Origin of the sequence: Photobacterium sp. SP02 (genome assembly GCF_038519165.1) — a bacterium.
Taxonomy (GTDB): domain Bacteria; phylum Pseudomonadota; class Gammaproteobacteria; order Enterobacterales; family Vibrionaceae; genus Photobacterium; species Photobacterium halotolerans.
In genome coordinates, this window is sequence record NZ_JASJOJ010000041.1 from 1 (window position 1) to 20,682 (window position 20,682).

Here is a 20,682-nt window from a genome sequence, read left to right on the forward strand (position 1 = left end):
TGTTACTCTACAGCAGACAGTTGTTCGTAGAGCGTATCGCAGGTGGATTTCAGGGCTTTTAGGGTTTCCAGCAAACCATCATCACTCTTCACCTGACCATTGCGACCGGCGCTTGCTTTTGCGGAAGTGGTATAAATTGTTTTCATCAGATTAACCTCTCACAATTAAGTTGTGTGCAATTTAATTTCACGCAATCTTAGATCGATTTTCAGATCGAACGCAAGTATATTGCGCACAATTTAATTGAACTCTATCTATTCCGGAGATGGAACATGGCCAATTCCACTGAAATACCTGCCCGAGTCACACTGGATGACATGATCTGTTTTTCGCTCTACAGCGCTTCTAACGCTATGATCCGGGCTTATCGGCCCATACTGGATGCGCTCAATCTGACTTATTCGCAATACATAGTGATGCTAGTGATGTGGGAAAAAGAATGCCTGAGTGTCAAAGCGTTAGGCGAGAAAGTTCATCTCGATTCAGGCACATTGACGCCGCTGCTGAAGCGTCTTGAAGGAAAAGGGCTGGTCAGTCGCAGGCGCAGTGAAACCGATGAAAGAGTCCGCGAGATCAGCCTGACAGATGCAGGTAAAGCCTTGCAGCAGAGCGCGCAGCAAGTGCCGGCCTCACTGTTCTGCAAACTGGATATGTCGCTGGAAACCCTAAAAGCCCTGAAATCCACCTGCGATACGCTCTACGAACAACTGTCTGCTGTAGAGTAACAGGTAAAAAAAATGCGCAACCAAAGCTGCGCATTTAGAGAGTCAGGGTTTGCTAAAGGGTTTAGTCAAACTCTTTCAGGTTCTTCTCATAGGTATCGAACTGTGCGTGCAATTCAGATGACGCACCGCCCGTCGTTTTGCTGACCACAATAATGGCAATGGTTGCAAAAACAAATCCGGGAACAATTTCATACATATCGAAGATGCCGCCAGTCAGCTGTTTCCAGATAACCACGGTCAGCGCACCGATAACAATACCAGCCAATGCGCCGTTGCGGTTCATCTCTTTCCAGTACAGGCTCAGCAGCAGAGCAGGACCGAATGCAGCACCAAAGCCCGCCCAGGCGTAAGACACCAGACCCAGCACTGTGCTGTCAGGATTCATTGCCAGCATGAGTGCAATAATCGACAGTACGATCACCGCTACACGACCCACAGTCACAATTTCTTCTGTGGAGGCGTTTTTACGGATCACTTGCTTGTAGAAATCTTCAGCCAGCGCAGAAGAGGACACCAGCAACTGGGAGTCAGCCGTACTCATGATAGCCGCCAGAATCGCCGCCAGTAGAATACCGGCCATCACTGGGTGGAAAATCGCATTCACCAGCAGCATGAAGATTTTTTCGCCATCTTCCAGGTTACCGCCCAGCTGGTTATCGGCATACAGAATACCGACCAGACCCACCAGGATCGCACCGGCCATAGACAGTGCCGACCAAATCACAGCGATGCGACGCGCCGTTGTGATATCACGGTTAGAACGGGTGGCGTTAAAACGCGCCAGAATGTGAGGCTGGCCAAAGTAACCCAGGCCCCAGGCGGCCAGAGAAATAATACTGATTGCGGTAAGCGGCTCACCTTTGACGTCGTTAAACAAGGTCATTAGTTCCGGGTTCTTAGCTTCCAGAGCGGCCGCCAGATCGCCAAACCCGCCTTGCATCGCAGCAATAGGCACTATCATCAGTGCCGCCGCCATCAGCAGGCCTTGCACCAGGTCAGTCCAGGATACCGCCAGGAAGCCACCAAACAGGGTATAAGACACCACGCAGAGCGTACCGACCACAACGGCAATTTTGTAATCCATACCGAAGACGGTTTCAAACAACTTACCGCCTGCCACTAAACCTGAACTGGTATAGAAGAGGAAAAACAACAAAATGAAGAAGGCTGAAATTGTCTGAATTAACTTGGAGTTATCTTTAAAACGGTTCGACAGATACTCAGGAATGGTGATCGCATTTTCAGCGGTAATGGTATAGGTGCGCAGGCGTTTGGCACAAATCAGCCAGTTCAGGTAAGTACCTAACAGCAGACCACCTGCCAGCCACAGTGATTCTATACCCGCTGCAAAGGCATAGCCCGGCAGTCCGAGCAACAGCCAGCCACTCATATCCGATGCACCGGCAGACAGCGCCGCTGGCCAGGGCCCTAACGAACGGCCACCAAGAAAGTAATCAGATGAGTTTGCAGTACGTTTATAAGCGTAATAACCGATTGCAAGCATAGCAATCAGGTACACGAAAAACGTGCTTGTGATAGCAAAGCTATTTTCTATCATGTTTGTGTTCCCTCATTATTGTTGCTCCCGTCGTTGCAAGAGCTTATTGAATGATGCTGATTTAATTCAGCCTCTGTGCTGACTGGGTTCTGCTCCACCTCGTACAACGTACCTGAGAGTCCTTGTTAAAAAACCGCCAATCCATCGATTGACGGTTCAGGTCACGAGTCACTGGTAACAGTCACCATCAACATTAATGTGTTTCTTCGCCACTCCCCAATTCCAGCAGCGTCGCGTTGCCGCCCACCGCTGTGATATTGATGGTACGTGTTCTTTCAGTTACGAAACGCAGCGAATAAGTCGGGCTGCCAATCACAGGATAAGATTCAAAATCCGACTCTGCAATCAGCTGACCCAGCAGCCCGTCACGGGCGGCTAAATCACGGGACAGCGCCAGGGCTGTCTCGCGTTTTCCTGCAAACACCACACCGGCAACACCAGCATGGCGTACTAACACGTCAAGTTCGTTAGTGCTCACTGACTGTACAACACCTTTCGGCAGTTCAGCCTTTTCCAGTTCAGTGACAATTTGCTGAGCTGATTTCTCGTACCCTTCCGGCAGAGACAAGAGCACAGTGTTACCTGTAACCAGCGCGGCCGTCAGCTGGCCGGCCACCGCCACCAGAGGTGCTGTCGCTTCGGCTGTGACCACAAAGATACCGCGGCCGGCGCAATAGAGTTCATTGGTTTCACCGGTTGGCCCCGGCATTAATTCCGTTTCTGCCACATGCTCGTTGGCATTGCGGCACTGAAACGCCACCATAGCGGCCACATCCGCATCGAGCGTACTGCTCCACTGAGTCAGCTTGGTAATGCGTTTTTCAAAGCCCTGACCATTCCAGTTTTCCCAGGCGGCATTGCTCTGATCGACGAGCGCTTGAATACTTGTTGTCATCTTTCTTTCCTTCCCAATTCCGGCAGCCATTACGCAGTGAACACATCTTTAGTGAAGCGATACAGGTAGTGCGGTCCACCGGCTTTCGGACCTGTACCCGACAGACCCTGACCACCAAATGGCTGAACACCCACCACGGCACCCACCTGATCACGGTTGATGTAGCAGTTACCCACGCGGGCACGGCGCTCAATATGGCTGTAAGTCCGCTCGTTACGGCTGTGAACGCCCATCGTCAGACCAAAGCCAGTCTGGTTGATTTGGTCAATCACCTGATCCAGCTCGTTTGCCTTAAAGCGCACGATATGCAGAATCGGGCCGAAGTTTTCGTTCTGCAGCACATTGATACCGCGGATTTCAAACGCTGTCGGCAGGACAAAATCACCATGGCTGCAATCCGGGCTTAAGCTTGCCTGAGCCACCATTTTGGCCTGATTTTTCAGCGCGCCAATGTGAGTCAGCAATTTATCCTTGGCGGTTTTATCAATCACAGGGCCAACATCCGTGCTGTGCAGTTCAGGGCGGCCCACCGACAATTCGGCCATCGCGCCTTTGATCAGCGTGATAATACGATCCGCCACATCTTCCTGCACAAACAGCACCCGCAGCGCCGAGCATCGCTGACCGGCGGACGCAAATGCCGAGCGAACCACATCGCGCACCACCTGCTCAGGCAGCGCCGTACTGTCGACAATCATGGCGTTCTGACCACCGGTTTCCGCGATGAATGGCACAGGATCGCAGTCACGCGCCGCCAGAGTGCGGTTGATCCGCTGTGCTGTCTCTGTCGAGCCGGTAAAGGCCACACCGGCAATACGCTCATCAGAAGTCAGCACTGAGCCCACTTCCGCGCCACGGCCGGGTACGAACTGGATGACGCCCGCCGGTACGCCGGCTTCCAGCATCATCTGGATAGCACGGAAGGCAATCAGCGAGGTTTGTTCAGCCGGCTTACACACCACTGTGTTACCCGCAGCCAGTGCCGCCGATACCTGACCCAGGAAAATCGCCAGCGGGAAGTTCCACGGACTGATACAGGCAAAGACACCGCGTCCCTGATACGACAAGGTGCGTGACTGGCCATCAAAAGCGACGACTGATTTGCCTTGCGCAAATTCCGTGGCCGCCTGGTGCGAATAAAAGCGCAGGAAGTCGACGGCTTCACGGATTTCGTCAATACCGTCCTGAATGGTTTTACCTGCTTCACGATGACACAGGGCAACCAGTTCACCGGTGTTCGCTTCCAGCAAATCGGCCAGACGCAGCAGGCAGGCACCACGCTCTGCGGCAGGAGTGCCGGCCCAGGCAGGGAACGCTTGCGCGGCAACATCAATGGCTTTTGCTACCAGATCGCTTGAGGCAAACGCCACTTCACCGACGGACTCACGACGGTCATAAGGGGCCGTGACGTGGAAAATATCGCCTGACTGCACTTCGCCGTTAACAATCGGGCCAGCCATCCAGTGATGCGTTTTGAATGCCTCGACCGAATCACGGAAAGGAATCCATTCAGATTCGATATCAATATTAATGCCGGCTGAGTTCTTGCGGTCGGCACCAAAAATATCTTTTGGCAATGGGATTAAATGGTTATGCAGCGTCGGACGCGAGCGCAACACATCCACCGGGTGTTGCACCAGAGAGTCAATCGGACAGCGCGCATCCACCAGGCGGTGGACAAAAGAACTGTTGGCACCGTTTTCAAGCAGGCGACGTACCAGGTACGGCAGCAAGTCTTTGTGGCTACCGACCGGAGCGTAAATACGCACATTCACACCGTAGATATCCATCACATGGTTATACAGTGCATCGCCCATACCGTGCAGGCGCTGGAATTCGAAATCGCGGTGTGTAGCCATCGCCAGAATGGCAGTGACAGTGTGTGCATTGTGGCTCGCAAATTGCGGGAAAATCAGGCCACGCACATGGGAAGACAGCAGGAAGCGGGCACACGCCAGATAAGAGGTATCCGTCGCCTCTTTACGGGTATAAACCGGATAGCCTTGATAGCCGCTTTGCTGACACATTTTCAGCTCGCTGTCCCAGTAGGCGCCTTTTACCAGACGCATCGGGATCACATCGCCCTGCTCTTTACTCAGCGCCGCCAGCCAGGTCAGCACAGGCAGAGCACGTTTCGAATAAGCCTGAATGACCAGGCCAAAACGGCCCCAGCCTTTTACGACTTCTGAACGGTACAGTTTCTCAAACAGTTTCAGCGACAGTTCCAGACGGTCCGCTTCTTCCGCATCAATGGTGATACCCACGTTCAGCGCACGGGCGCGTTTCAGCAGCTCCAGCACAGTGTCGTACATTTCTGTCAGCACACGGCCTTCGTTGGATACATCGTAACGCGGATGCAATGCCGACAGTTTAATGGACACAGTCGGGCAAGGTGATTTGGAGTGCTTTTTATTATCCAGACCCACAGCGTCAATAGCTTCAATGTAATCGTTGAAGTATTTCTTGGCATCGTCCTGAGTCAGCGCCGCTTCGCCCAGCATGTCAAAGGAATAGGTAAAGCCTTTATCACGCTTGGCCTGACCGTTCTTCATCGCTTCGCCGATGGTGCGTCCCAGCACGAACTGGTGACCCATGATTTTCATCGCCTGGTGCATCGCCTTGCGAATAACAGGCTCAGACATCTTATTGGTCAGGCGGTTGATCACCCGGGCCGGGCTGCCATCTTCCTTGGATTCCATGCTGACGACTTTACCGGTCAGCATCAGGCCCCAGGTCGAGGCATTCACAAACAGGGAATCAGAGTTTTGAAGGTGAGACTTCCAGTCTGCCACGCTCAGCTTATCGCGGATCAACGCGTCAGCAGTGGCCGCATCCGGGATACGCATCAGGGCTTCGGCCAGACACATCAGCAGGATGCCTTCTTTGGTGTCCAGGCTGTATTCCAGCAGCAGGGCATCGATCATCTGGATCGCGGTACGATCTGCGCGCACCTGTTCGATCAGGCGTGTCGCCTTCTCGACAGTGAACTGGCGTTCTTGTTCAGAAGGCTCAGCCAGGGGCAACAGTTGTTCCAGCCAGGCAGATTCTTCTACCGAGTATAACGGTGAAATCTGCTGCCATAGTGCATCTAAAGGTTGCTCAATAAAAGATGGCTGAAGGGCATCTGCCGCATTGAACATAGTCATTCCCTCAATATAGTGGACCTGAATAACCATCAACACAGTTTGTCATGTGATTCAGGATAAATGTTACACCAGTGTTACTTTAGCGGGGGATTTTATTTCGTACCTGTCGCTGAGTCTTACCAAAAACTCCGATAATTTATCTAAAAAGTCCGCTTTATAACAAAATTGGACCCAAGTATTTAGCAAAAAATACTGTTTTCTATTTAATTGATGTAAGAAACAGCAAACAGTCGGTCCTGATGCCCGATCCCTTTGTCCAATAACAGGGAAAGTCATAAAACTGTGGTTGAAAATAGTGAGATAAGCAACTATCGGTCAGAGAGCAGCCAGCAACGTCTGAGCTGACAGTTGTGCATACCAGGGAATCAGCTCCACTGACGGCGGTACTTGGCGGGTGACACCCCGAAATGGCGGGAAAAGGCCTGGGTGAAATTACTCTGGCCCGAAAAGCCGCACGCCTGAGCAATCTGGGCCAGACTCAGGCGCGACTCTTCCATCAGATGACGGCACAGCTCCAATCGCTTTTGCAGCACATACTGGTGCGGCGTGACGCCTGTCTGCTCTTTAAAAACCACATGAAACTGGCTTTCACCAAGGAAAACCAGCCCTGCCAGCTGGGCGACAGTGATCTTACGTGAAAGATGCTGATGGATGTAATGATCAATCACATCCATGTTCAGGCGCGGCAGATAGCGCTCGGACGCCAGCGGCTTGAAATGACGCTGCAAAACGCACATCAGGGTATCGGTGCAGGCCTTACTCAACAGCCAGTCGTCCGGGTTAGCGAGCATTTCTGCTGAAAGCGCGCGGATCAGCGTCTGTGCCTGGTTATCAAGATGAAAGTAGGAGGATTGCTCGAACAGCCTCTGCATGCGCTCGACGCCATAGTCGGGTACGGCGTCATTGACGGGCACATTAAGCACCAGAATCTCGTTGTTGCCCACACCGGAAAAACCATGTTCAGATTCTGCCGTCACCAGGCACCCCTGCCCCGGACAGACCAGACTGCCGTAACCTTCAATTTCAAACTCAGTTTGCCCGGACAGAGCAATCACTACCTGATTATACCCGTGGTTGTGATGATCCATCTGTTCAGGCAACTTCATGATTTCCGCCGGTTTGAACCCTGACGGATGGGTACTATCCTTCATCTGTTCTCCCTGCGTAAATGATTGAGGTATGCCATCTGGCGCGATATAAAGGCGAATCATAATAGATAAGCCCTGACAATGAAAAGAGGCTGGCTGATTTCTGGTGATCTCGCACCTGCTCACCTTGATCATCTTTCCTGTGTACCAGCCCGATTTCGATCAAAAACACCTCGGAAGCGTGATCAAGACTCAACTTTTTACGGTCAATGTCATTTGGATTTTATCCCGCTGAATTTTCAGCCACCACAATACCTGGCATTCACGCTGAAAGGGACACTGGCAAGAAATCGGTTTCCTCTGCAAGCAAAAACATAAATACCATTAACAATCAATACCTTAAATAAAGTTTCTTTGATTATTTATCCGCTCTGACTGCTTTGTCGCCTTCCGAGATGGCCAATGGATCTGCTTTTCAAGCAAACTCACTTGATCATACTTCCAGGGTTGGCGGCTGATGCCGGGCTCTGGTTTATCAAATTATCAAGGATCCTGCTTGATCATCTTTCCAGTCAAAATGACAAAGGCCGTTATTTATCCTTGCTTGATCATCTTTCCAGTGTATTCACCCTGCCTATATCGGCTTGTAACAAAGATTTTCTCATCCTTTTCCTTGCGGGCAGCGAAAGAGGGAGGAAAGAAAAAAATGTTACAGATAAACCGGTTAGTTGCTGTTGCCTGAAACACTTTGTGATAAAACGTATGGCTGTTTACCCGAGTGGAAAGGACACGCAATGGGCGAATTTCTCACGCAGCTTTCATTTTCATTTACCGTTACTGGCCCTATTTTTATCATGCTGGCGTTGGGAATCGCCTTAAAACGCTGGGGGATCATCAATGATGCCTTTACTCAGGCCGGTTCCAAACTGGTGTTTACTGTTACCCTGCCCACGTTATTGTTCCTCAATCTGGTCAATGCCGATGTAGATCAGCTGGGCAGCGGGGAGCTTTTTGTCTTTGCCGCGTTCGCTAACATTGCGGTATTCCTCTTATTTGAAGTGATTGCTGGAAGGATGATCAAGGAGCCATCTGAACGTGGGGTGGTTGTTCAAGGCGCTTTTCGAGCCAATACGGGTATTATAGGCCTGGCTTATGTGGCCAATGCGTACGGCGAGCCAGGCATAGTGGTGGGTGCGCTCTATGTTGCCGTGATCACTGTGCTTTATAACATCATGGCCGTGATCACGCTCAGCCGCTCCAGCGCCGCCAATGCTTCCCTTGATCATCGTTTCGTACTGAAGTCGATCATCACCAATCCCTTGATCATCAGTATCTGCAGCGCGCTTCCTTTTACTTTTCTGGATCTCCGCCTGCCGGATGTTGTGATGCAGTCGGGCCGGTACTTTGCCGACATGACATTACCTCTGGCACTGCTGTGTACCGGTGCCAGCCTGGATCTGCGACAGCTGAAACAGGAGTCGGGCAATGCCAACCTTTCGACCAGTGCCCGCTTGATCATCGCTCCGCTACTGATCACCTTCGCTGGCTACAGCTACGGTTTCCGAGGCACAGAACTGGGCATTATCTTTCTGATGAGTGCCGCCCCGACTGCCGCTGCAAGCTATGTCATGGCGCGGGCAATGGGGGCTAACGCCAGTCTGGCGGCCAATATCATTGCGATGACCACACTGGGCTCTATGTTCACCTGCAGCCTTGGCCTGACTTTGCTAAAAACAGCCGGAATAATTTGATTTGTGATCCAAAAATAGAATTGATAATCACTCTCACCTGATATTAAATAAGAACTATTCCTATTTAGTGTTATTTGAGAGTGACTATGGCATCTCAGGTTAAATCCGCGCCATTCCAAAAACTGGGTTATCGCTGGCGTCTCGCCAATAAACGCCTTGTTCTTCCCGTTTTGCTGACGGCCATGCTGGCAGCCCCTGCCACTCGTGAACTGACAGTGAGTGTGCTTGCGGATGCATTCTGGCAAGTCGCCGCCTATGTCGCCATCACTCTCGCGCTGTATCATTGGCTGTCAGAAAGGCTGAACCATCAGTCCGCTTTCACCTTACGGCTAAAAAGCAGCCGGCAATATCAGGTTGTCTTTGCATCTGTTATGGGTGCGTTGCCCGGCTGCGGTGGGGCAATCATAGTGATCACGCAATTTGTCCGTGGTCAGTTGAGCTTTGGCTCTGTTGTCGCCGTGCTGACAGCCACCATGGGGGATGCCGCTTTTCTTTTGCTTGCGGCTAAACCCAGCACAGGACTGTTCGTTATTGTGATCGGTTTAGTGGTTGGCATGCTCTGTGGGTGGCTGGTCGATACGCTTCATGGCAGTACCTTTTTGCAACCCCAAAGCACTCAAGCTACAGCACCTTGTTGTCACGCAGCGTCATCGGGTTACCAGGCACCAGCGGTACGCTGGCAGGGAGTATTCTGGCAATGGCTGCTGATTCCCAGTGCAGTGATTGCCGTGATGGGTTCGTTCCAACTCAACACAGATGCGTTGTTACATTTACCCGAGGGTAGCATCGCCGTTCTGGGCGCGTTTTTTGCGCTGGTCGCCATGCTGCTATGGTCACTCAGCCGCGACATCCAGGGTTATCAGGATGCCGTTTCTGAAGATCCGAAATCAGACAAAGCCAGCCTGTTTCAGCGTGTGGCTCAGGACACGAATTTTGTCACAACCTGGGTGATTGGTGCTTTCCTCTGTTTTGAAGTCGCCATCAAGCTGACAGGCTGGGATATAGCGGCGTCACTCAGCCAGTGGAGTGCTGCGCTGCCGTTAGCCGGCGTATTAATTGGCCTTATTCCAGGCTGCGGACCGCAAATTCTCATCACGAGCTTTTATCTTCACGGTGCGATCCCCATGTCGGCACAGTTGGGCAATGCGCTGAGCAATGATGGCGATGCGCTCTTTCCCGCCATTGCACTCGCCCCCAAGGCTGCGTTGGTAGCGACTCTGTATTCCAGCCTGCCAGCCTTGTTTGTTGCTTATAGTTATTATTATTTTTTTGAATAGCGTCACTTTTTACATTTTCGCTTACTGTCTGATTGCACATTTATGAGCTACCAGCGTATTTATTCGAGATAAAACGCAAAAAAAATCGACCTCTGGTCGATTTTTTATTATCTTATGCACTCATTTCTTACCGTTTAATAGCATCCAGTATCATATTGTAAACGGTAATCACTCTCAAATCACAACCATCGCTTATTGTCAATAGGTGATTTCCCCCCTTAACGAAAAGAGACCGCTTCACTATAGTTGCAACTGTAGGCGGTTGAGGAAACCCTTTCTAAAATCGGCTGCAGTATCCTAACCGGATACATCCCAATGAGGTTCTTTGATATATACCCTCTTATCAAAGATGCAAACTTGATTGGATACCTCTTCTACACGTCGTACAGGATTGAACTCTTCGGAGTAAAACTCTTGTCTTTGCCGGCCAGTTTGGCCGGCATTTTTTTCTATTTTATTCCATACTTGTCTAATTTTTCAGTCAGCTAATATTGTAACATTCTGCGCTTCCATTAAACTCAGACCTAATCCGCCCACCAAAATAATAAACTCTGGCTTAAAGCGTGAAAGATTCACTCGATCCCACTTTGTTACATATGTTTAATCAGCTTCCTGGATGTTGGGGTTGTAAAGATAAAGACTCTGTATTTGTTTATGCCAATCATGAATATGGCAAAATTATAGGCGTAGAGCATCATTTAGACTGTGTTGGACGCACAGATTTCGATATGCCATGCCCCACCATTGAGTGTGCAGAAAACTTCAGAGATCAGGACAATCAAGTCATTCTCAGCGAAAAGCGCATGCGAGTACTGGATATACACCCGTACTCAGATGGTAACTGGCGAGCACACTTGTTCACGAAAATGCCATGGCGTAATGAAGAGAATGCTGTCGTCGGCACCATATTTTCAGGCATCGAACTGAAAGACACCGCGATTCTTGAAGTCGGTCATTGGATTTGCAGGGCAGCAGGTCTGAATGATCAACACCAAAAATCATTCAGTTTAGATCTTCACCGCCAAAAAGTTCAGCTCAATACACGGGAATCTGAAGTTCTGTTCTTACTGCTTTACGGTAAAAAACCTCAGTACATTGCTAAGGTGCTCAATGTTTCAGTAAAAACAGTAGAAAACTATGTGATTAAGCTGCGCGAAAAGTTTAATGCCAATTCAAAAAATGAACTGATCGATTTAGCTTTAGATCTTGGTTTTGGCTCGCACATTCCCGAAAGCATGCTTACCAGCCAGTTATCCATCATTCTGAAAGAATAACAGTACAATCAGGCCACCTTCACGGTGGCCTTGCTGTGTTTGTTTACGGCGCTAAACGGTCAATATGCCAATTATCACCTTCACGTTCGTACAGGAAGCGATCATGCAGGCGATGCTCACCACCTTGCCAGAATTCCATTGACGTTACTCTCACACGGTAGCCGCCCCAGAAAGTAGGAAAGGGGACTTCGCCTGCGGAAAACTTCTGCTTCATTTCCATGAATTTTCCTTCCAGCGCCTGACGAGCGGTTAATCGGGCACTTTGCTTACTGGCCCAGGCTGCAATCTGGCTCTCTTTGGGCCTTGATGAAAAGTATTTCATCACTTCCAGCGTGGTCAGTTTCTCTGCTACCCCGGTAACATGAACCTGTCGTTCCAGCGGGTGCCAGGGAAAATGCAGACTGATCTTATTATTATGCTCAATCTGAGATGCCTTCCGGCTGCCTAAGTTGGTATAAAAAACAAAGCCCTGCTGATCAAAATGTTTCAGCAATACAATGCGCTGAAAAGGTTGGCCCGTTGCATCGACTGTTGCCACCGTCATTGCCGTAGGATCGGTCAGGCCCGCTTCAATAGCCTGCTGCAGCCAGCGATTGAAAAGCTCAATCGGTTGTTCCGGCAGATCGTGGCGGCGCAACCCACCCCGAGTGTACTCGCGACGAATATCAGACAGCTCCATTGTATTCTCCGTTTACTTACTGCCAGGGCTCACCAACACTCTGGTGCAGTGAGCTCAGGCTAGGACTGGTTAATGCGTCAAATTGTCCGCCTTAGTGTGTGGAAAAACAAGCACCTCCTGCAAAGTAAACGGTTTTTATTGAAGGTGAAAGGCGATACAAGGATCACGATCAATTTGATAAACATAAGCTTTAGTGCCTGACAGCGAAAGATGCTAATTTTGCTCATTCCACTTTGACTTAGACAGAGCGCCGATTTTGCCAAAATCACGTACCTTAGGCCTGATTGCCGGACTGGGCATACTACTTTCTGTTTTGATCGGTTTCCTGACCCAACAGCACTTTACGCGTACGCTATCAGAACAAATTACCTCTGATATCCGCTTACTCGGCGAGAAACTCGACCAGCGCCTTACACGCTACCAGCAGTTACCCCAGCTGCTGGCCCATGATCCCAGGCTATTAGACTCGCTGCATGCACAATCAAGTCCTCAGCGCGAACGCGATGCCAAAATGCTGCAAACCAATCTGCTGCTGGCTTACTGGGCCAAGACACTGAGTGCCGACACCATTTATTTACTCAATGCCAGGGGCGATACCCTGGCGGCCAGCAACTGGGGACAAGCCGACAGTTTTGTCGGCAACAACTACGCTTACCGCCCCTATTTCAGTGATGCGATTCAGGGCTCACTCGGTCAGTTTTTTGCGCTTGGCGTCAGCTCAGGCAAACGGGGCTATTTCTTTTCCGCCCCCGTATTTAATGCTCAGAAGCAGATCGAGGGCGTGATTGTCATCAAAATAGATCTCAATCTGGTCGATGAAATCTGGCAATATCAGGAACTTGAATACGTGATCAGCGACCCGCAAGGCGTCGTGTTTTACAGCTCAATTGACGCCTGGCTCTACCACAGCCTGGTGCCCTTATCTGCCGCACAGCAACAACAAGTCAGAGAGAGCCGCCAGTACGGCGATGCTTCACTGAACCCTCTGACCCAGTTTCCGAGCCTGAAGGCACTGAATACCAACCAGCAGGCAGAAATGTACCTGCCGCAACGGCAACGCAGCCAATCCTTTTTGCTGGCTCACCATGACATGGCGACGGCAGGCTGGGTGATTTATGGCTTTACACCCAGCATGCATATCTATACCAATGTATTTGAAAGCATACTGCTGTTTATCGCCTTTTACGTGCTGCTGATTCTTGTCATGATTTACTGGTGGCAGACAGTCAGTGCCAAGCAGGCGCTGTCGGAGCTGAACGACACGCTGGAGCACCAGGTGGCAGACAGAACCCAACATTTGCACCTGGCTAACCAAAAGTTGTGGCACACTATTGAGCAATACGAACTGACTCAGGCACAACTGAAAGAAACACAAACCGAATTGATCCAGGCTGCCAAACTGGCCATGCTGGGCGAGCTTTCAGCCAGCATCAATCATGAAATTAATCAGCCGCTGTCTGCGATGCGCACCTATTGTGAAAATGGCCTGAAACTGTTGGAGAAAGAACGCTATCAGGCGGTCGCCAGTAATCTTGAGCAGGTCATCGATTTAAACGAGCGTATTTCCACCATAATTGCTCGCTTCAAGATCTTTGCCCGCAAAGGACAATCACTCAACAGCAGTACCGATGCCGCCCAATCGATTCGCAATGCCATTCAACTGATGCAGGCACCGCTGACCAGGCATCAAGTTGCCCTGCAACTCAAGCTTACTGAAGATGTCTTTGTCCGTATTGATGCGGTCCAGTTTGAGCAAGTGATAGTGAATCTGCTGCAAAATGCCATTCAGGCACAGGAACTGGTCGCCGATAAGAAAATTGGTATCACACTGCATGCCGGCCGCCAGCGCGCCGTCATCACCCTTTGGGATAATGGCCCGGGCATGGATGACACGCAGAAACAGCGGATCTTTACCCCCTTTTTCAGCACCAAGCACGATGGCCTGGGACTGGGGCTGACCATCTGTCGCCGTATCCTTGATATGTTTTCCGGCAGTTTAACTGCACATAACCACACAGGCGGTGGAGCCGAGTTTCAAATCAGTTTGCCACTGAGCAAAGAGGAACAAGCATGAAACCTCCAGTCATCTTTATTGATGATGAAAAAGCAATCCGGGATTCGCTCGGACAAACTCTCGAACTGGAAGATTATCAGGTTCAGTTATTCTCCAGCGCCCGCCAGGCGCTAAGCGTTTTCGACAATCAATTTCCGGGCGTCATCATCACAGATATTAATATGCCAGGCATGGACGGTATGACGTTTCTGCAACAAGCACTGGCGATAGACGCAGAGCTGCCGGTGATCATGCTGACTGGGCACGGCGATATTTCTACCGCCGTTGATGCGATGCGGATCGGGGCTTACGATTTTCTGGAAAAACCTTTCTCTACCGAGCATCTGCTTGATGTTGTCAAGCGAGCTTGCGACAAGCGGGAACTGGTCCTTGAGAACCGGGAGCTGAAACGAGAGCTGGCATCGCAAAGTAGTCCAGGCCCTCGTATTTTGGGTAACAGCTTAGCCATTAAGCAACTTCGACGCAGCCTGTATCAATTGCAGGAGGATGAATCGACTGTGTTGCTGGAAGGCGAAGAAGGGACAGGCAAACGCATGGTGGCCCAGTTTATTCATGACCACAGTCCCAGGCAGCACCTGCCTTTGATATCGCTTAAGTGTCAGGATCTCAGCGAACAGCAATTTGAAGAGTTATGCTTCGGCCATGCCGGCAAATGGTCAGACGCGACAGGCAGTACACTGTACCTTGAGAATATCGACCGGTTGGCGGCCGTATCGCAGCAGCGATTACTTTATCAACTTACACAACAAGACCAGCTAGCCGTGAATTCAAACCACAACAAGACACGCGTGATAGTCAGCAGCAGCCGCTCTCTTGATGCGCTGACCTCGCAAGGACAGTTTTCCGGCGAGCTTTTCCAGCTCCTGAAGCAATGCGTACTGTCATTGCCTCCATTGCGTGAACGCCAGGAAGACATCGAATTATTATTTCAAAACTTTATTCGTACCGCGGCTTCGCGCTATAACATCGAAGCCCCCGTACTCAATGCCGAACAAAAAAATAAGCTGCTTGCTTACCACTGGCCAGGAAATGTTCGTGAATTAAGGTCGGTGTCAGAAAGACTAGTACTGCTTGGTAGCCATTTTGACCAACACCAAACACTCGATCTTGATGCCCCTCTTCCCTCATTGAGTGAACGTGTACACCAGTTCGAGTTCACCTTAATCAGTGACGCACTACGCCGGCACAATGGCCGTTTGAAAGAAGTACAGTCGGAATTAGCTTTGGCAAGAAAAACCCTGTACGACAAAATGAAAAAGCACGGGTTAGATAAGCAGGATTTCAAAGAGTAACAGCAAAGCACACTGAGCCTGAGCCCGAAAGCCCCGATTTACAGTGTAAATATAAACCTCCGATATCAGCAGTCAGTTCGCTATTTACACTGTAAATCTCTCGGTTCATACCTGGCTGCGAGTCGTGCTCAGAGGCTGACACACAATCTTCTGTTGCTCTAAATGTATCCGGCAAGCCGTAATTTCTCGCTCTGCGGCAAATTCTTTATCCGCAATACAAACCGATACCCCAGGGTATATCAAGCCACTGACCTCAACCTGAGCAGCAGACAGCTGCTGAAGGTAGCTTTGCTGCAGAGAGTGGTGCTGGCTTTTCATCTCAGCTAACGTCGCCATAAACTGCTCTTTGCTGTCTGTTACTTTATTCGCTAATTCCTGGGAGCGTTTCTGTTTCGGCGTTTTCGCGATCTTCATCTGCAACAGAACAATTTGATGTAGACGCTCTTCCTGATTTTTTATCTCGGCTTTCAGGGCGTCCATATCAGCCTTGAGATCATCAAACTGACTCAACAGTTTGATCTGGGTATCAATGCCGGCTTCGGCGCCTAACACTCTGGCACTGACACCTCCCTCGGCGACGATAATCCCTCCCGAGACAGTACCGTGACGTTGTGCTGGATCGATAACCCTGACAACACCTTGAGCGGTGACCAGGCAATGCGCCAGATGAAGATGAAGCTCGGTGTCTGTGCCAGATTCGATCTGCGTATACTGAGCGAACTTGGCCGAGACTTTACCCAGCGCTTGCAGATGACAGTATGCCGGTTTGCCGTCCTGTAACCGTCCTATCACGCCATTAGCGACTGTAATATTTCCACCGGCAGTCAGTTCAGCCAGTTCCACCACACCTGTCACTGTAATATTACCGGCGGCTTTGACCTTCATGCCTGAGCTGATATCACCAAGCACCAGTACCGCACCGTTAAAATCGATATGACCTGTAGTGACATCCACACTATCGACAGTTAAGAGATCGTCCACCGCCATGCCGGTCAGACCGTGGCGCGGCGTCCCTTCTTTGTCGGCAATCAATACATTGTTGTCGGAATCAGAAATCCGGGTTCCTATACCAACATCGAAAGCAATGACTTTACCCGCAACGGCCTTAACTGTATTGCCATGGATATCATAACCAGGTTCACCCGAAGTGGGTGGGAGACGACGCATCAAAGGCTGGCCGATTTCAACCGTAATCAGTTTACCCAGATCACGCATATCAACTTTTCCGTGATCACTGTCCTGAGGGGCAAGAATACGCTGAGAGGCATCCGGTACTAAAGGTTCAAAGCGGGTATCTGTACCAGCAACGGCTGGCCGGCCAGCGGCTATTTTCAATGTGAAGGTTTCACCCGGGTCGAGCTCCCAGGATTTCTGCAGGAGATATTGCAGACGCTTTTTACTGACACCACGTAAAATACGTTGCTGCTTCAGTGTGACTATCAGCCCCTGTGCTGTTAAACGATCGCCACCGTATGCACCAGTCAGGGTGACATAAGCGAACATACAGTCGTCTGAAATGGAGATGTCAATTGCGACGTCTTTTCGTTCAGCAATGATAAATGCCGACGGCTCACCGTCTGATTCCGAATTGTTGTAATAGTCGATTGCATCTTGAATCGCCTCCTCGAGACGACTATAGGCATAGTAATCTGACTGTTCGAGTAACGATTCAATATCGGCACGCTGTAGCGACTGACAACTCTTTTCCATTTGTTTGGATACAACCAGACGCAGTTGTGAGCCATCTGGCTCCAACATCAGTACTGAATCCGTCATGGAAGGCTCCTTCTTCCTGGCCTGCAGCCCGTTTAAGTCTAAATCTTACAGAAATTTCAATCGAGTAGACATAGAAGGGAGTCACACTTCGCACAACAAGCAACGACAGGGCTTGCAGTTGGGGGAACAACTGCAATTGGGGAACAAGGGCGGAAAACAGAAAGCCAGGTAAAAAGTCAGTAAGAGAACAAACAGACGCTCCTTACTCGAGGTACCCAACTCGGTGTACCCCAGCCAGAGCGTTTGATCAATTGGAAAGAGGCATTAAGAATAAAGCGAGCAAGGATCACCTTGCTCGCCCGCAAAAAAGCGTTTCAAGCAAAAATTAATCTATCCCTAACCAATTCAAATCATCATCTGTTAGCCAGTCATTCGGATGAAACTGATAAATACAGGGCAATTGGAGATCGTTATCATCGGCTGACTCTGACGTCAGGTAGCCGTCAAGCATTCTCAGCCCCTGGACTTGCAACTGATAAGACGCAGACAAATCCAACGGCACCATGGCTGCGAAATAGATGCAATTCTTACTTAACTTATTCAACCGCACTTTTAAACCCAGATTACCGCTTTCAGAAACCGCCTGATCTGACGTGCTACTCGCTTTTTTCAATAATCGCGCCGCAAATCCGCCAGCCACAAGGCTGAATGTCATATTGGGTTTAGCAATGCGTACACCGGGTTCCATCAAGGATCTCATTGCCTTGTTTTCTACCTTAACTAAACTCATATCCTACCCCTTAACGGCATTCTAATAATTATCCTGTACTTGCCATCAGCAGTACGTTTTTCATGCTCAGGTTAAATAACTCTAGTCTAATTTTGCGGTTTAAGTGGTAATACCTTGCACTTTTTTCGGCATGGCTAATCAGGTTTTGTTAGTGGTTACTAACCGGTTAATACAGGAAATGAAGGGCTGTTCTACGCCCTCAGGAGTACGGCGGTAGCTAAGATTAACCAGTATGCAGTAATTTACAGTGTAAATACGAGATGTGACCTATTTACACTGTAAATTGCAATCAATGAGGGAGATTTTGCAGCGCCTGGCCAACAAAGTGACGCAAAAACTGCTCTGCCTGTTTTCGGCCTGTAAAGCCAAACAGCTCCTGTAATTCAGCCCACGATTGACGCTGAATCACTTTCGCCAACATCACATCCATACCATTTTGATCGGTAAGCTCACCTGACTGGAGTCCATGCTGCAGCCAGAGTGACAACTGACCGACGAGCAAATCGTAGCCTAGCCCTCCCTGAGAGAAGTGCATTAACTGGCGGTGTGCCGTGCATGGTAATTGCGGTAATTGCGTTTGAGCCAGGCATCGCGAATATAAAGGCAAAAAAACAGTTATATCGAGCAGACGAAACTGTTCGCAAGCCTGTGCCAGGAAACTGAGTGAGAAAGAAGATGTTGCTGTATCAAACCAGGACCTGGACGCGTCGGATAATGGCAGCACAGACAACAGGGAATGACAGCCACTGGCGCCATCTTTAACAATCCCCAGCCGAATCGGAACATAGCCAGCGCTGTGCCAGAATGGTAATAATTCGCTGCTGGCTGCAAAGCTGGTACCCAAAAAGTCCAGCTGATGATGCACTGCCCAGTCTTGAACCTGGGCCAGTAAGGCTGAACCGATCCCCATATTGCGCGCATTATCATGAACGGCAATGCGTAAAATACGGCCACAGTGCTGGCTGGCTGCCTCTGCCAGACCAAGGTGCGCAGCGACAGACTGCGCAAGCAAGTGCCCTCTGGGCCGGCGTTGGCCAAGACATATGGCTTGAGCAAGCTCTGCAGAGAAACCACCTTCACGAGAAAGCAATACACACCCCACAATCAGCTCATCCTTTATAGCGACAAAAATCGCTAAGTCAGGATCGTCCAGCAGTTGCTTAAGATCGCTCGGTGAGGTCTGATAATGTGCATTGACCAGCAAACCAAACAACTGGGATAAGCTGTCCGGCCGCTCAGCCAGCCATAGTGGCGAGATCCGCTGATACTGAACATCCGCGGCAGACACAGGCTCAGCAATAAAGGCCGGCTCGGCATCCAGCAACAGCGTCTCAAAAAGCCACCGTTCCAGCGGATCGCCCGCAGCCCATCGAATAGGAGATGTCATTGAGCAGGCACGCCATTGCGGGGTCATTGCATCCAATACAGATGTAAACTTAATGGCAAATCCCCGCCCGGTACCTTCATAACCATGTATCGTAGATGCGAAGACCACCCTTGAATAACTCGACAGCATCTTTTGCAACAACGGGGCAGGGATAGCTGCCGCTTCATCAACGATAAGCAGATCCGCGGAAGGGCGCTCAGCCAGCAGGTTATCAGGCGCAACAAAACAGAGCTGACTGCCATCCCGTTGCAGTTGAGAAGACGAATCCGCAGCGAGCCCTAAGATATTGGCCGCATGCTGAAATACGGTTTGGACATTACGCTGACGAGGCGCTGTCACCAGTATCTTGCGAGGCTTCTCCTTCATCAGAATACCCGCAGCGATACCTAAAGCGGATGATTTGCCTCGCCCGCGGTCAGCCGTAATGACCAGGGGACGGCGCCTGTGACCTGTGACTACCCGTCGGATTGCTTCAACGGCATCGAGCTGCTCATCACTCAGGCACCCATAAGGCCGCTCAGCGATATCGCTAACTGCCGCAGATGCTTCAGGCAACAGAGGCAAACTGATCTTGCCATCGCGCCCGGGTTTTATCGTCAGTACATGATGGCTGGAAAGCTGAGATAAAAAGCGCTGCATGAAAGGAGACTGCCAATCGCTTGACCTGTCTTTGGGGCCGGGTAACAGCATCACCATAAGACCTCCGCCACGTATGGTGCCGGCCAAAGCGGCCATGGCCTCAATCGCTAAGCCCTGGTGCAAATCTACCGTCAGAAAATCACAGTCCTGACCTAACCAGGCTTGTGCTTTTTTGACCGATACCGATGGCACGTTTGGCGGCGCCTTATCGCTCAGCCACAGGCCGTCAGAGTAATGCGCCTGAGCAAGCAAAGCCGTGCTGATCCCCCAACTGTGCTCACTCTCAATGCAGAGCAGATAACGATGACGGGATTGTTTTGCACGACTGACTAAGTCAGAAATGAAACGAGACAGTTCAGACATACTGGCCTCTGATGCTGCAGCAATAGAT

Annotated in this window: 16 protein-coding genes; 7 read left to right on the plus strand and 9 right to left on the minus strand. The window is 50.3% G+C overall.

The window, feature by feature from the left end; all coding sequences use genetic code 11:
• Positions 1-2: 2 nt before the first annotated feature.
• Positions 3-146 carry a hypothetical protein gene (locus P0Y67_RS15905; protein ID WP_342392657.1) on the minus strand — a complete coding sequence of 48 codons (144 nt, stop codon included), beginning with the start codon at positions 144-146 and terminating at the stop codon, positions 3-5.
• 126 nt (positions 147-272) lie between these two features.
• Here P0Y67_RS15905 and P0Y67_RS15910 point away from each other — a divergent pair, with 126 nt between their 5' ends.
• Entirely contained in the window at positions 273-725 is a 453-nt protein-coding gene (locus tag P0Y67_RS15910; protein WP_342392658.1) for a MarR family winged helix-turn-helix transcriptional regulator, read from the plus strand.
• A 61-nt stretch (positions 726-786) separates the two neighbouring features.
• Here the strand turns inward: P0Y67_RS15910 and putP are convergent, their stop codons facing one another.
• The 4 genes from putP to P0Y67_RS15930 form a co-directional block, all read right to left on the minus strand.
• The gene (gene putP / locus P0Y67_RS15915; RefSeq protein ID WP_342392659.1) at positions 787-2,283 is read right to left on the minus strand and encodes a sodium/proline symporter PutP; all 1,497 of its coding nucleotides are present in this window, start codon (positions 2,281-2,283) and stop codon (positions 787-789) included.
• 193 nt (positions 2,284-2,476) lie between these two features.
• On the minus strand, positions 2,477-3,178 hold the full coding sequence (locus tag P0Y67_RS15920) for an aldehyde dehydrogenase family protein (protein ID WP_342392660.1): 702 nt from the start codon (positions 3,176-3,178) through the stop codon (positions 2,477-2,479).
• A 29-nt stretch (positions 3,179-3,207) separates the two neighbouring features.
• On the minus strand, positions 3,208-6,318 hold the full coding sequence (putA, locus tag P0Y67_RS15925; protein ID WP_342392661.1) for a bifunctional proline dehydrogenase/L-glutamate gamma-semialdehyde dehydrogenase PutA: 3,111 nt from the start codon (positions 6,316-6,318) through the stop codon (positions 3,208-3,210).
• A gap of 371 nt (positions 6,319-6,689) precedes the next feature.
• The gene (locus P0Y67_RS15930; RefSeq protein WP_342392662.1) at positions 6,690-7,475 is read right to left on the minus strand and encodes an AraC family transcriptional regulator; all 786 of its coding nucleotides are present in this window, start codon (positions 7,473-7,475) and stop codon (positions 6,690-6,692) included.
• Between the two features lie 399 nt (positions 7,476-7,874).
• Here P0Y67_RS15930 and P0Y67_RS15935 point away from each other — a divergent pair, with 399 nt between their 5' ends.
• The 4 genes from P0Y67_RS15935 (at position 7,875) to P0Y67_RS15950 (ending at position 11,714) form a co-directional block, all read left to right on the plus strand.
• Complete coding sequence (locus tag P0Y67_RS15935) at positions 7,875-8,291, plus strand: hypothetical protein (protein WP_342392663.1); 417 nt, start codon at positions 7,875-7,877, stop codon at positions 8,289-8,291.
• The gene (locus P0Y67_RS15940) at positions 8,207-9,163 is read left to right on the plus strand and encodes an AEC family transporter (protein ID WP_342392664.1); all 957 of its coding nucleotides are present in this window, start codon (positions 8,207-8,209) and stop codon (positions 9,161-9,163) included. Before P0Y67_RS15935 ends, P0Y67_RS15940 begins: the two co-directional genes overlap by 85 nt.
• Positions 9,164-9,249: 86 nt before the next feature.
• Positions 9,250-10,440 (plus strand): putative manganese transporter, encoded by a 1,191-nt coding sequence (locus P0Y67_RS15945; protein ID WP_342392665.1) that lies wholly within the window; start codon positions 9,250-9,252, stop codon positions 10,438-10,440.
• Between the two features lie 563 nt (positions 10,441-11,003).
• Complete coding sequence (locus P0Y67_RS15950) at positions 11,004-11,714, plus strand: helix-turn-helix transcriptional regulator (protein ID WP_342392666.1); 711 nt, start codon at positions 11,004-11,006, stop codon at positions 11,712-11,714.
• Between the two features lie 43 nt (positions 11,715-11,757).
• Here P0Y67_RS15950 and pdxH read toward each other — a convergent pair whose 3' ends face one another.
• Complete coding sequence (pdxH, locus tag P0Y67_RS15955; RefSeq protein WP_342392667.1) at positions 11,758-12,393, minus strand: pyridoxamine 5'-phosphate oxidase; 636 nt, start codon at positions 12,391-12,393, stop codon at positions 11,758-11,760.
• 256 nt (positions 12,394-12,649) lie between these two features.
• Here pdxH and P0Y67_RS15960 point away from each other — a divergent pair, with 256 nt between their 5' ends.
• A complete protein-coding gene (locus P0Y67_RS15960; protein WP_342392668.1) occupies positions 12,650-14,467 on the plus strand; it encodes a sensor histidine kinase in 1,818 nt (605 codons plus the stop codon).
• Complete coding sequence (locus P0Y67_RS15965) at positions 14,464-15,759, plus strand: sigma-54-dependent transcriptional regulator (RefSeq protein ID WP_342392669.1); 1,296 nt, start codon at positions 14,464-14,466, stop codon at positions 15,757-15,759. The genes P0Y67_RS15960 and P0Y67_RS15965 overlap by 4 nt, the downstream gene beginning before the upstream one ends.
• Before the next feature lie 105 nt (positions 15,760-15,864).
• Here P0Y67_RS15965 and P0Y67_RS15970 read toward each other — a convergent pair whose 3' ends face one another.
• The 3 genes from P0Y67_RS15970 to P0Y67_RS15980 form a co-directional block, all read right to left on the minus strand.
• On the minus strand, positions 15,865-17,535 hold the full coding sequence (locus P0Y67_RS15970) for a FapA family protein (protein WP_342392670.1): 1,671 nt from the start codon (positions 17,533-17,535) through the stop codon (positions 15,865-15,867).
• A gap of 325 nt (positions 17,536-17,860) precedes the next feature.
• The gene (locus P0Y67_RS15975; RefSeq protein ID WP_342392671.1) at positions 17,861-18,265 is read right to left on the minus strand and encodes a hypothetical protein; all 405 of its coding nucleotides are present in this window, start codon (positions 18,263-18,265) and stop codon (positions 17,861-17,863) included.
• A 289-nt stretch (positions 18,266-18,554) separates the two neighbouring features.
• Complete coding sequence (locus P0Y67_RS15980) at positions 18,555-20,654, minus strand: tRNA(Met) cytidine acetyltransferase TmcA (protein WP_342392672.1); 2,100 nt, start codon at positions 20,652-20,654, stop codon at positions 18,555-18,557.
• Between the last annotated feature and the right edge of the window lie 28 nt (positions 20,655-20,682).

What these genes read in the sequence shown, in the direction of transcription:
- P0Y67_RS15905 (WP_342392657.1), bottom strand. Translation starts at nt 146, where the DNA reads ATGAAAACAATTTATACCACTTCCGCAAAAGCAAGCGCCGGTCGCAAT.
- P0Y67_RS15910 (WP_342392658.1), top strand. Translation starts at nt 273, where the DNA reads ATGGCCAATTCCACTGAAATACCTGCCCGAGTCACACTGGATGACATG.
- putP (WP_342392659.1), bottom strand. Translation starts at nt 2,283, where the DNA reads ATGATAGAAAATAGCTTTGCTATCACAAGCACGTTTTTCGTGTACCTG.
- P0Y67_RS15920 (WP_342392660.1), bottom strand. Translation starts at nt 3,178, where the DNA reads ATGACAACAAGTATTCAAGCGCTCGTCGATCAGAGCAATGCCGCCTGG.
- putA (WP_342392661.1), bottom strand. Translation starts at nt 6,318, where the DNA reads ATGTTCAATGCGGCAGATGCCCTTCAGCCATCTTTTATTGAGCAACCT.
- P0Y67_RS15930 (WP_342392662.1), bottom strand. Translation starts at nt 7,475, where the DNA reads ATGAAGGATAGTACCCATCCGTCAGGGTTCAAACCGGCGGAAATCATG.
- P0Y67_RS15935 (WP_342392663.1), top strand. Translation starts at nt 7,875, where the DNA reads ATGGATCTGCTTTTCAAGCAAACTCACTTGATCATACTTCCAGGGTTG.
- P0Y67_RS15940 (WP_342392664.1), top strand. Translation starts at nt 8,207, where the DNA reads ATGGGCGAATTTCTCACGCAGCTTTCATTTTCATTTACCGTTACTGGC.
- P0Y67_RS15945 (WP_342392665.1), top strand. Translation starts at nt 9,250, where the DNA reads ATGGCATCTCAGGTTAAATCCGCGCCATTCCAAAAACTGGGTTATCGC.
- pdxH (WP_342392667.1), bottom strand. Translation starts at nt 12,393, where the DNA reads ATGGAGCTGTCTGATATTCGTCGCGAGTACACTCGGGGTGGGTTGCGC.
- P0Y67_RS15965 (WP_342392669.1), top strand. Translation starts at nt 14,464, where the DNA reads ATGAAACCTCCAGTCATCTTTATTGATGATGAAAAAGCAATCCGGGAT.
- P0Y67_RS15970 (WP_342392670.1), bottom strand. Translation starts at nt 17,535, where the DNA reads ATGACGGATTCAGTACTGATGTTGGAGCCAGATGGCTCACAACTGCGT.
- P0Y67_RS15975 (WP_342392671.1), bottom strand. Translation starts at nt 18,265, where the DNA reads ATGAGTTTAGTTAAGGTAGAAAACAAGGCAATGAGATCCTTGATGGAA.
- P0Y67_RS15980 (WP_342392672.1), bottom strand. Translation starts at nt 20,654, where the DNA reads ATGTCTGAACTGTCTCGTTTCATTTCTGACTTAGTCAGTCGTGCAAAA.